This is a genomic window from Pseudomonas sp. ANT_J28 (assembly GCF_008370005.1).
Lineage (GTDB): Bacteria > Pseudomonadota > Gammaproteobacteria > Pseudomonadales > Pseudomonadaceae > Aquipseudomonas > Aquipseudomonas frigoris.
In genome coordinates this window covers 81,197-93,699 of record NZ_VOBM01000011.1, presented here as the reverse complement: position 1 = coordinate 93,699, position 12,503 = coordinate 81,197, and the positions used below count along the sequence as shown (strand labels likewise).

Below are 12,503 nucleotides of genomic sequence, written 5' to 3'. Positions count from 1 at the left end.
AGTGCGAAAGACTGGCACAATGATGGCACCTTAGCCACCCTGACCTGTCTCGCGGCATCAAGAGACAGCTATAACTCGTTGTAGTTCTTGGCTTTTCTTATAAATCTACAGCTCTGATATGCTTTCCGGCCTTTGGTCCGAGGTAGCACCATGCAACTCATCGATATCGGCGTCAACCTGACCAACCCCAGTTTTGCCGACAAACACCAGGCTGTACTCGACCGCGCCTACGCTGCCGGGGTCTGCCAACTGGTGCTCACCGGCACCAGTGTCGAGGGCAGCGAGCAGGCGCTGGAACTGTGCCGGCAATTGGACGAAACGGCTCAACGGCTGTTCGCCACCGCCGGCATTCATCCCCACTGCGCCAGCGACTGGAACGCCGACAGCGCCCAGTGTCTGCGCAGTTTGCTCAAGGAGCCAAACGTCGTGGCGGTGGGTGAATGCGGACTGGATTTCAATCGTGATTTCTCGCCGCGCCCGCAGCAGGAAAAAGTCCTTGAAGAGCATCTGGCGATGGCGGTCGAGCTGCAATTGCCGGTGTTTCTCCACGAACGCGATGCCAGTCAGCGCTTGCTGGAGATCCTTCGCGATTACCGTGATCAGTTGCCGGCCGCCGTGGTGCATTGCTTCACGGGCGAAAAGAAGGCGTTGTTCAGCTATCTCGATCTGGATTTGCACATTGGCATCACTGGCTGGATTTGTGACGAGCGCCGGGGCACGCACCTGCATCCGCTGGTGAAAGAGATCAAACGGGGACGGTTAATGCTGGAGAGCGATGCGCCGTATCTGTTGCCGCGCAGTCTGCGACCCAAGCCGAAGAATGGTCGCAACGAACCGGCGTATCTGACCGAAGTGTTGCGGGAAGTGGCGTTGCATCGTGGGGAGAGCGAGGAAGATCTGGCGGCTCACAGCACGGCGTGTGCGCGAGCTTTCTACGGGTTGCCAATGGTCGACTGACGAACCGAACCTGTGGGAGCGAGCAAGCTCGCTCCCACATTATCAGTGGCTGCTGCGCATCATTTCTTTGGGCACGTACTTGCCAATCTCGAATTTGCCGATCGCCGCGCGGTGCACTTCGTCCGGGCCGTCGGCCAGGCGCAGGGTGCGTTGCATCGCATACATGTAGGCCAGTGGGAAATCGTTGGACACCCCTGCCCCGCCATGAATCTGGATCGCCCGGTCGATCACCCGCAAGGCCACGTTCGGTGCGACAACCTTGATCTGAGCGATTTCGCTCTTCGCTATCTTGTTGCCGACGGTGTCCATCATGTACGCCGCTTTCAATGTCAGCAGGCGTGCCATGTCGATTTCCATCCGCGAGTCGGCAATCTTGTCGATGTTGCCGCCCAGACGTGCCAAAGGTTTACCGAACGCAGTACGGGTTACCGCCCGTTTGCACATGAGTTCCAATGCACGTTCAGCCATGCCGATTGAACGCATGCAGTGGTGAATCCGACCCGGGCCAAGGCGACCCTGAGCGATTTCGAAGCCGCGTCCTTCGCCCAACAGGACGTTTTCGTATGGCACACGGACGTTTTCAAACAGCACTTCGGCGTGGCCGTGAGGTGCGTCGTCGTAACCGAACACGGACAGCGGACGAACGATCTTCACACCTGGGGCATCCACCGGCACCAGAATCATCGAGTGCTGCGCATGACGCGGCGCGTCAGGATCGCTCAGACCCATGAAGATCAGAATCTTGCAGCGTGGATCACAGGCGCCTGAGGTCCACCATTTTTTGCCGTTGATCACCCATTCGTCGCCATCACGCACGGCACGGGCGGCCATGTTGGTGGCGTCGGAGGAAGCCACGTCCGGTTCAGTCATGGCGAACGCCGAGCGGATCTCGCCGCGCAGCAACGGTTCGAGCCAGCGTTGCTTCTGTTCTTCATTGGCGTAGCGCACCAGCACTTCCATGTTGCCGGTGTCGGGCGCGGAGCAGTTGAACGGTTCAGGCCCCAGCAGCGAACGGCCCATGATCTCGGCCAATGGCGCGTATTCGAGATTGGTCAGGCCGGCGCCGAGTTCGGACTCAGGCAGAAACAAATTCCACAAACCTTCAGCCTTGGCCTTGAGTTTGAGCTCCTCCATGATTGCGGTCGGCTGCCAGCGATCGCCCTCGGCGACTTGGCGCTCGAACACCGCTTCGGCGGGATAAACGTAGGTGTCCATGAACGCGGTCACGCGCTCACGCAGTTCTTGCACCTTGGGCGAATAAGCGAAATCCATGGGCAGCTCTACCTTTTAACGGAGGGTTTAGAGGAGTTGTTCAGGTCATGCAATCGATGCTAGAACAGCTACGAAAATTTACCTAGCCTATTCTCGGCGTGTATTAACATTCATCACCGATATATGATCGGCTGATCGAGAGCCCAACAATAAGAGTGCAGCGCAATGAATCTGAGCAAGGTCGACCTCAACCTTTTCATCGTCTTCGACGCGATCTACACCGAAGCCAACCTGACCCGCGCCGGGCAGATTGTCGGCATTACTCAACCGGCGGTCTCGAACGCTCTGGCCCGTCTGCGCGAGACCTTCAATGATCCGTTGTTCGTGCGTACCGCTCAGGGCATGGTCCCGACGCCCATGGCGCAGAACATTATCGGGCCGGTGCGCAACGCCCTCTCCTTGCTGCGGGTGTCGGTCCAGGAAAGCCGTATTTTCAACCCGTTGCAGGCGGTCAAGACCTACCGCATCAGCATGACCGACCTCACCGAAGCAGTGATCCTGCCGGCACTGTTTCAGCGCCTGCGGCGCCTGGCGCCGACGGTGATCATCGAAAGCTTTCTGTCCAAGCGCCGCGAAACCACCAAGGAACTGGCGGCCGGGCGTCTTGATTTCGCCGTAGATGCGCCGCTCAACACTGACCCGCAAGTGCGCCACGTCAAGTTGATGGAAGACCGTTACGTGTGCGCCATGCGCAAGGGCCATCCGCTGGCGGGCAAAGAGAAATTCACCCTCGACGATTACCTGTCGCTGACCCATATCCATATTTCCAGCCGCCGCAGCGGCCTGGGCCATGTCGACCTGGCCTTGGGCAAAATGGGCATCCAGCGCAAGATCGCCCTGCGATCCCAGCATTACTTGATGGCTTCCCAGGTATTGCAGCAGACCGACATGGTGATGACCGTGCCGGAACGCTTTGCCCGTCGCCATGATTTGTACTCGGTAAACCTGCCGGTCAACGATGTGCCGCCGGTAGAAACCCACCTCTACTGGCACGAAAGCACCGATCAGGACCCGGCCAACCGCTGGATGCGCGAGCAGATGATCGAGTTGTGCCAGCAAGTGACGGCACATGAGAAGAAGCTCGACAAGGTGTAGGAAACACCTGATAGACGAAGGATCAGGGCGCGACGCTTGACGTAAACGTCAACCTGCCATTAGCTTAGCGCCATGACCTTTTTCGAGCGCTTCCATGAGCAGCCAGACCTATAGCATTTCCGACCTCGCCCGCGAGCTCGACATCACCACCCGGGCCATTCGCTTTTATGAAGAGCAAGGCCTGCTCAGCCCCGAGCGACGCGGTCAGGAGCGCATCTACTCGCCCCGTGACAAGGTCAGCCTGAAGCTGATCCTGCGGGGCAAGCGCATTGGTTTCTCCCTGGCCGAATGCCGTGAGTTGATCGAACTCTACGACCCTACCGGCGGCAATCAGAAACAGCTGCAAACCATGCTGACCAAAATCGCCGAACGTCGTGAACAGCTCGAGCAGCAAATGCTCGACATCGAACAGATGAAGCTGGAACTGGACACCGCGCAGGAGCGTTGCACCCAGGCGCTGGAACAGACCATTAAGAGCCAGCAGACCGTTCAGTAGTCCTTAACCAACAGGTGAATTGTTATGTCCCTTCCCGCCCACGTACGCCTGGTCGAAGTCGGTCCACGCGACGGTCTGCAAAACGAAGCCCAACCCATCAGCGTTGCGGACAAGGTGCAACTGGTCGACGCGCTGACCGCCGCCGGTCTCGGCTATATAGAAGTCGGCAGTTTTGTGTCGCCCAAATGGGTACCGCAAATGGCCGGTTCCGCCGACGTCTTCGCGCAAATCCGGCGCAAACCTGGCGTGACATATGGTGCACTCGCCCCCAACCTGCGCGGGTTTGAAGACGCCATGGCGGCCGGGGTCAAGGAAGTCGCGGTGTTCGCCGCCGCGTCGGAATCGTTTTCCCAGCGCAACATCAATTGCTCGATCAGCGAAAGCCTCGAGCGTTTCGTGCCGATCATGGACGCGGCCAAACAGCATGGCGTCAGCGTGCGCGGATACGTGTCCTGTGTGCTGGGCTGCCCTTACGAAGGTAACGTCGCCCCGGAACAAGTCGCTCGGGTCGCCCGCGAGCTCTACGCGATGGGCTGCTATGAAGTTTCCCTCGGCGACACCATTGGCACCGGCACCGCCGGCGCGACCCGCAAGATGTTCGAGGTGGTGTCGGCCGACGTACCCCGTGAAAAACTGGCCGGGCACTTCCACGACACCTACGGCCAGGCCATGGCCAACATCTACGCCAGTCTGCTGGAAGGCATCTCGGTGTTTGACAGCTCCATCGCCGGCCTCGGCGGCTGCCCGTACGCCAAGGGCGCCAGCGGTAACGTCGCGACCGAAGACGTGGTTTACCTGCTTAACGGTCTGGGTATCGAAACCGGTATCGACCTGGACGCCTTGATTCTGGCCGGCCAGCAGATTTGCACGGTGCTGGGGCGAGCGACCGGTTCGCGCGTGGCCAAGGCTCGTAGTGCACAGTGAGGCGTCCAGGTGTTACCGCTGCGTCTGAAACGTGGGGAGCAAGCGAGTAACACGGAAACAAATTGTCGGGATTTGACTGCACGAAAAATCCTACAAAATCGCAACAAATTGATTTTAAAGGCTTTTAAAAAGTTGGCACGGCTTCTGCTATCTCTATTGCATAACAAGAACAAAAAAAGCGGCAAACCTAATAAAAATAAGACGTAACGACTCTGACATAACAAAAACAACACGGCAGAGACGCAGCTAACAGATTTTTTTGGAGAGGATGTGCTTTTCAGGGTGCTTTTCGGAGTAACCCGCAACCGGGCAGAGAACAATAAAACTACCTTCAGGTAGCTCCCGAACTGGTTGGATCGCTTAGCGAAAAAGTAGATCAGCGCTCAAAAAAATACGTTTGCTCTTGATCCCGGATGGGGATCGACAAAAACAGCGGCAAAGGGTCACGGTTTCCAAAAACAACAACAGACCGCCCCTCAATAATAAAAAAAGAGCACGCGCAACGACAAAATTAAAGGGGAGCTTCGGCTCCCCTTTGTGCTTTCCGCCACAGCATTAATTCATCAGGAACACCGGGAAAGACATTTCCCGGTATCCTTGATCACCCTCAATCACTTTGAAGTCAATTGAGCGCTACGGCATCATCACGATTGCGAACCTCTTTCCCTCGCTCCAATGCGTCTCGCGTCAACTTGCGGAACATTTCATTACGTTTGTAACCCAGTTCATTGATAAGTTGGCTGGAACGCTCTTCCGAGATGGGGATGTCACTCAAGACCTCGGCTTTTGTTACCCCGATCTCACTCAATTCACTGGTCAGTGCCTCCAGGCGGTTCTTGAGTTGCGCTTTGCTTTCAGGGGACTGGCGTTGCGGGTTTATCCAATCCTTGTGAGCCGACTGCAAATCATCAAGTGACTCATACAAGCCGTCGTTACGCTCCTGGTAGGCCTGCAATTCAGGACCGTACCTCTCTTTCAAACAGTTCTCCCAGTAGGGCTCAAGCAGCATCTTGTTGATCAATCCGTCCCCCTCACCCAATGCCAGCACCGAATCATGGGCCGCTTCAATCTGCGCATCCGTTACCAGCGCCTGCCTGCGATACACCATGTGGTCGGATAACCAAGGCAAGTCCAGACGCTGCGCGAGTCGAGTGTGATAGGCCAGGTACATTTCCACCTCAAGCAAGCCCTTTCTCTCAGGAACACCGTCAACGAGCTGTCCTCTGAAGTGCTGCCCGAGCCCTCCTTCTGCAACAGGTTTGATGCGGTGGGCAATATCTGCCTTGACAACTTCGTCGAGATGTTTGCGACGCGCCGCCCCTTTGGCCAACGCCGCCTGCTTAATCTCCTGTTGCTCGGGCAAGTAGTATCGACGATGCTCCGACGCAAGCACGTCGATGCCCATATCATTAAAAATACCCGCGCCCCCATCCGCACAGCGCCCAGGAAAGCTTGCGTTCTTGAAGAGCCGATCGCGCAGCTCATCATCGTCGGCAACAGCTTTGAGCATTCGCCAGACACGCTTGCTGAGATCTTCCTGGTTGTACTCATAGGCCATTTCGTCTTCGACCGTTTCAAAACGATCAGGCATTTCCAACTGTTTGATCACTTCAAAGAACCCTTGGGAGCCGTGTTCCTGTTCAACGCTATCCCACAGCGCCTCAAGGTCGCTCCTTTCTTCGAAAGGCATCTCTTCCAGCCAGAAAACACTGTCACCCCTTGGTTCATAAGTGCGCTCAGGATCCAGCCCGACTGATTCGCGATATTGCGCAAATCGAGTCTCGTGGTCGAGATCGAGCTTTTTCCGATCCAGCCTGGCACGGGCGATGGTTTCTGCTTTCGTGGAGCCCGGTGCGACTTCAGGTATTTGTTTGATTGAAGTGTTATTCAACTCCAACCGGAATGACTGATCACGGGGACTGGCAAAGAGCCCGACCGGCCACTCCTGCACACTCGTGCCGCTCAAGTCGAGTTCACGCAGATCAGGCATCTGACTGATGTCCGGCACGGCATTCAAATCAGGGTTATTGTTCAACCACAGTTCCCGAAGCCGTCGCAACTCTCTGAGCTGAGCAACCTCTTCCGGAATCAGTGAAATCTTGTTTGAGGAAAGATCGAGACTTTGGAGGTTACGCATTTTTCCGATTGCACCGGGAACCCTTTCAAGCTGATTCCCTGCCAAACCGAGAGCCTCCAGCTTGGGGAACAACTCCAGAAAAGCGTTGTGGCTTTCATTGAAATGACGACCCGAGAGATTCAGACTGGTCACCTTACGGAAGTTTGCCGTCAACCGTGGAAACTCCAGCAACAGCAAATCCATTTCGACATTCGGCACCTGCAGCCTGACACCAAATCGCCGATCACCGGTCTCGTCCCTGAATGCTCTGGACGGCGCCTCCCAGGCATCGAGTAGTGCCTTGGAAAACCGACTACGCGTATCCGTCCAAAAACCACTGTCCTGGAATGAAGCTTCCCACTCGCTCAACTGGCCCTTTAACTGCATTTTCTCCTGTTCGAGTGTTTCCAGTGTGATCGACGCATCGGTGTTCAACGCCTGCACTACTGCGCTCAATTCCTCGTCGGTGTGACGCGGATACAGAGCCCGAAGCCGTCGATCCTGAATCCGGTCTTGTCGCCATTTACTGATCCGGCTGATCACCGGCCCCTTGACCAACACGCTGTTCTGTATATCAGGCGTGAGACGCACAGGGGGTTGAGCCAGAGCAACCCGGCGATCCCCCGGCGCCAGTACTTTTTCCATCAACCATTCCTTGAGCTGCGGGCCCTGGCCAGGCCGAAATCCCAGTTCAGCCCTCTTTTGTGCAGGCAGCGAATACAGGATGGCCTCAAAGAAATCATCAGCGTCCCGCAGCTTTTTATCCTGCGCATCAAAGAGTTCGTACAGTCCGTTTTCATCGCGAACCAAATGCCTGACCGTGGACGCCTTTTGGGCACCCACGCTGCTCCGCAAAGGACCATCGGAGGTTCCGGAGCGAACATCGATGCGTAGGTCAGTCAATGCATCGCTGTAGACAGCAAGCGCCCTCAGGCTCAGCCTTTCGGTTTCGGGCGTGAACAACGTGTTTTGATAAAAACCCTCATAAGCACGGGCGGCCCTGGCTTCAAACTGGAGTTCACGCGCCAGATTCTTCAGCCTCAACGGAATGCGGCCTTCGTCAGTCATCACCGCCTGTTCGGCAACTTCGGCACGCGCCAGTACTTTCTCGGCAACACTGCGCGGAAGGCCTGGAAACTCACGCTGCAAGATCCTCAGGTGTGCAATGTCGGAACGCTCACGAAAGCGATAGATATTGTTGAAAACATCACTTTTTCGCCCCTCGATGTAATCGGCCAGTTGGGCTCGTAGCTGCCGCACCTGCTGATCCCTGGGGACGTCCCGTCCCAGCAGTGCCCTCAACTCGCCCTCATCCAGGAAGCTCACCACCCGCTCCGGCAACTTTCCGCTCATGACATCCCCGAGGCTGATCCTGAGAGTGCTCTGTGTGTCGGCATCCGCCTTCCCGTATTTGCGTGAAGGTCCGCTCAGGTCAGACTGTTGAAAGACCTCCAATGCCCTGTCGCTCGGCCAACCCTCGAAATCGGTCACCATCTGTTCAAACCAATAGGACGACGGATCCATAGGCTGCCCCGAGCGAATCTGGTCCTTCACCAGACCAACGGCCTCAAGAACGTTGTAGCGATTGATAGTGTCCGCCAACAAGGGCGGCGGCGGTTCGTTCTCGACATACACCCCCCGTAATTCAGCCTCATCAGTGCCGCTGATAGCACGGATCTGCAACAACTCGGTGTCATTGAACGAGTTCACCGAAGGCCCCAACCGGCGCATCAGGGTCTGCTCATCCCAGGACCTTGGCTGTTCGCCCTCAATGACCAGCGCGCCCACACCGTTGTGCCTAACGCCGGGTTGATAGGCATCACTCCGTTCAGGGTGCTGAAGTCGGTACTGTCCCGTTTGTGGTTCCTCCTTGAGTTCATAGTACTTACCATCGAGAGGCAGGATTTTTTTGCCTTCGTGTTGATGCACTCCAAGTGCATCCGGGGTTGAGTCTGCTGGCAAAATCGGGTTGCGCTGCGCGTAGGGCTCCAGGTCCGGATACCACAAGCGCTTACCCTTGGGCGACTCGACAGCAATGGCCTGCTCAAGAACAGGCGAAAGCATGGGGAGGACCAACTTGCCAATCTGTGCCCCCGCTGCAAACAGACCCAGTTGAACGATGCTCTCCACCACCCCGATCAAATGCTCGGCCGCTTCGGCACCATGGCCCACGGCCAGGTCCATAACGCCCTCGACAATATCGCTGGTCAGTTGATAGGCGGTGTAGGCCATCATCAACTCCCCGAGAAAAGGTACAAAAGGGGTCACAACCAGCAGTGCCACATTGAGCGCTTGTGCCGCTATTTTTTCCAGATTGTCCCACCAGGCCCATCGGGCCATCCGATCAGCGTAGGCCGTGGATATCGCGACTTCACGCGCATCGTTGAGAATCTTGTTTATTGTCAGCCGATACAGGTATTGCCAGATATCACCGTCAAAGCGGTTTTCGAGATCGACTTCAAAACTTTGGTACTTGAACTCCAGGTTGGGCTTTTGAATGTCCTCTTCACGCCAGGCAGGCTGGCCCTCACCTGGTGGCGTTTCATGCCATTTAACCTCGCGCAGACGCTCATTGAGCTTCGCCAGAAAATGTCCTCGCTCCTTGTGCGCAACAAACTGCGTGAAAAAATGCTGGTAACTTTCTGCCCGGGTAGGTTGCGACCCCCCCAGAGTAACCATGACCAAGGCTGCTTCCGCTCCAGAGCGGGCATTTTCGCGTAACTGACGAATCAATTCGTTGGTAAAGTCGGCTCCCGACGCGTACACCTTCAGGGGATGTTCAGGATCATGGGGAACGTAAGCAATCACAGGATCGAAATCACGACTGGATTGTTCATTCGCTGTAATGACGAAAACTCCGCTCAGTGCCACACCGAGCATCTCCAGGCTGTAGCACGACACTCTCTTGCCAGCCCAATGCAGAACTTTCTGTTCATTGATGATGCTCATGACGACCCCGTGGGCGCTCTCATCAATGTCTTCTTTCATCAGCGCCAGTTGCGCAGCCGTTCTCAATGCATCTTTTTGGCTTTTGACGACTTTGCGCTGCAGAACCACCTGAGCCAAGCCATCGACAGGAAGCAAATTCCTTCTTAGATAGCGACTGTACCTGGCGCCGATATCCAGAACTCGACAAAGTTCCACAAACTGCTTGATGTCCATTTTGCCAAGAGTCAAGCCCTTTACATCGAAATGTCCACGCGCATCCGGCTGACTGATAAACATCGAATCAGAATGAAACACTTCGGAATTTGAAAAATTATGTAACGCAGCATCCAACAATGAAACTGTTCGGGTTTTAAACCCACGAGAAACAAGCCCGGTTTGCCAATACAGCCTTACAAACGTTTTCTCCACATCATCTTCTACACCGTACTTGACTTTCAATCTGGCCTGGAGCAATCGCTTGGCAAAGGCATAAACATCCGGCAGCCCTTCCAGCATTTGATCGATCGCATTTTGCGAGTTCCAGGTCTCTTTTAGAGCGCTACCGGCCGCTTCATGCAGGGTTTCTGACGCCGCTCTATACCAGTCCGGAATATCGAATCTGGTGCTTTTCAAGGCACCGATTCTTTTAAGAGGGCTGCGAGTCAACCACTGCGGAATACTTTTTTCTATAAAGTCCTTATGAATACTCTTGTCGCCGGATATTTCAGAATTTTGTCGCGCATTGCGGAGTTCCGCTATTGTCTGAGTCATCATTAAGCTGCCTTGAGTAAATATCAAGACAGACAAACTACGCGCCTCACCCGCGGTAAAACAGACTAAAAAATTGCAAGCAATCGAGAAAATAACGAAGCACAAACCCTATTAATCGAATGTGAAATATATATATTTACCACCCACCTCAAACTCGCAAACAGGAGGACCGAAACGTCATTAGCATGCCGGCCCAATGACGTTTCCAGCGGCATTTTTTTGCTCATCAATATTAAGCGATGGCCAATTCCTCAATGCTGATTTCACGCATGCGAAATTTCTGGACCTTACCCGTCACCGTCATCGGAAACTCTTCGACAAACTTAAAGTATCGCGGGGTCTTGAAGTGCGCGATGCGCGTCTTGCACCAGCCTTTGAGCTCTTCTTCGGTAGCGCTGTGGCCAGGGTGGAACTTGATCCAGGCGACAATCTCTTCGCCATACCGCGAGCACGGAATCCCGATCACTTGCACATCCGCCACCGCCGGATGGGTAAAGAAGAACTCTTCCAGCTCCCGCGGGTAAATATTCTCACCGCCACGGATGATCATGTCCTTGTTACGTCCGGCAATGCATACGTAGCCTTCGTCGTTCATGCTCGCCAGATCACCGGTGTGCATCCAGCCGGCCTGATCGATGGCCTCGGCGGTGCCTTGCGGGTTATTCCAGTAGCCGAGCATCACGCTGTAGCCTCGAGTACACAGCTCACCGATGGTGCCGCGCGGTACCAGATTGCCCGCCTCGTCGATGATTTTGCTTTCCAGTTGCGGCTGGGTGCGGCCGACGGTTGTGACGCGCAGTTCCAGTTCGTCTGACGGACCGGTCTGCAACGACACCGGGCTTGTTTCCGTCATGCCGTAGGCGATCTGCACTTCGCTCATGTGCATCTCACTGATGACCCGACGCATGACCTCAATCGGACAGGTTGCCCCGGCCATGATCCCGGTGCGCAGGCTGGACAGATCAAACTCGGCGCGCTTGGGCTGATCGAGCATGGCGATGAACATGGTCGGCACGCCGTAAAGCGCGGTGGCTTTTTCTTCGGCGACGGTGCTCAGAGTCTGCAATGGATCGAAGGCGTCGTTGGGGTAAATCATGGTGCTGGCGTGGGTGACGCAGCCGAGATTGCCCATGACCATGCCGAAGCAGTGATACAGCGGCACCGGGATGACCAGACGATCACTCGCGGTCAGGCCAAGGCTTTCGCCGACCATGTAACCGTTGTTCAGAATGTTGTAGTGACTGAGGGTCGCGCCTTTCGGGAAACCGGTGGTGCCGGAGGTGTACTGGATGTTTACTGCCTGGTCGAAATGCAGGCTGTGTTGACGTTCACTCAACAGCTCGGCCGACACGCTCCCCGCGAGATCGGTCAATTGCGACCAAGGCAGGAAGCCCGATGGCGGCTGAGCATCAAGGCTGATGACACCGCGCAGCTCCGGCAGTCGTTCGCTCTGCAACTTTCCGATGGAGTGCTCAACCAGTTCGGGAACGAGGCCTTGCAGCATTCCGTGATAGTCGGAGGTCTTGAAGGCACCTGCGCAGACCAGCCATTGGCAACCGGATTGCTTCAACACATATTCGAGTTCGGAGCTGCGGTAGGCCGGGTTGATGTTGACCAGAATCACGCCGATTTTCGCGCTGGCGAACTGACTGATACACCATTGGGCGCAGTTCGGTGCCCAAATGCCGAGACGGTCACCGACCTGCAAGCCCAGCGCCAACAGCGCCTTGGCATGTAGATCCACGGCTTCGGCCAGTTGCTGCCAGGTGTAACGCAACTGTTGATGGCGCACGACCAGCGCCTCCCCGGTCGGGTACTGCGCGACGGTGTTATCGAACGCCTGGCCGATGGTCATCGCCAGCAAAGCTTTGTCCTGGGAACCACGGGTGTAACTGCGCTGCGGGCTTGCACTGGGTTGATCCATGACGACCCCTATTGTCTTTA

The 12,503-nt window shown here is 55.9% G+C and carries 7 protein-coding genes; 4 read left to right on the top strand and 3 right to left on the bottom strand.

The window, feature by feature from the left end:
- The first annotated feature begins 150 nt into the window (after nt 1–150).
- Nucleotides 151–957, top strand: coding sequence for a TatD family hydrolase (locus FQ187_RS10260; RefSeq protein WP_149629375.1), 807 nt, complete (start codon nt 151–153; stop codon nt 955–957).
- Nucleotides 958–999: 42 nt separating this feature from the next.
- Here the strand turns inward: FQ187_RS10260 and FQ187_RS10255 are convergent, their stop codons facing one another.
- Nucleotides 1,000–2,229, bottom strand: coding sequence for an acyl-CoA dehydrogenase (locus FQ187_RS10255; RefSeq protein WP_149629374.1), 1,230 nt, complete (start codon nt 2,227–2,229; stop codon nt 1,000–1,002).
- A gap of 165 nt (nt 2,230–2,394) precedes the next feature.
- Between FQ187_RS10255 and FQ187_RS10250 the strand changes: the two genes are divergently transcribed.
- From FQ187_RS10250 to FQ187_RS10240, 3 genes are all read left to right on the top strand, one after another.
- Complete coding sequence (locus tag FQ187_RS10250; RefSeq protein WP_046047541.1) at nt 2,395–3,324, top strand: LysR family transcriptional regulator; 930 nt, start codon at nt 2,395–2,397, stop codon at nt 3,322–3,324.
- Nucleotides 3,325–3,418: 94 nt separating this feature from the next.
- Complete coding sequence (locus FQ187_RS10245) at nt 3,419–3,820, top strand: MerR family DNA-binding transcriptional regulator (protein WP_046047542.1); 402 nt, start codon at nt 3,419–3,421, stop codon at nt 3,818–3,820.
- Between the two features lie 24 nt (nt 3,821–3,844).
- Nucleotides 3,845–4,744, top strand: a complete 900-nt coding sequence (locus tag FQ187_RS10240) for a hydroxymethylglutaryl-CoA lyase (protein WP_149629373.1) — start codon at nt 3,845–3,847, stop codon at nt 4,742–4,744.
- A gap of 622 nt (nt 4,745–5,366) precedes the next feature.
- Here the strand turns inward: FQ187_RS10240 and FQ187_RS10235 are convergent.
- Both FQ187_RS10235 and FQ187_RS10230 read right to left on the bottom strand, forming a co-directional pair.
- Complete coding sequence (locus FQ187_RS10235) at nt 5,367–10,562, bottom strand: dermonecrotic toxin domain-containing protein (protein WP_149629372.1); 5,196 nt, start codon at nt 10,560–10,562, stop codon at nt 5,367–5,369.
- Nucleotides 10,563–10,791: 229 nt separating this feature from the next.
- The gene (locus tag FQ187_RS10230; RefSeq protein WP_149629371.1) at nt 10,792–12,483 is read right to left on the bottom strand and encodes an AMP-binding protein; all 1,692 of its coding nucleotides are present in this window, start codon (nt 12,481–12,483) and stop codon (nt 10,792–10,794) included.
- Nucleotides 12,484–12,503 lie beyond the last annotated feature (20 nt).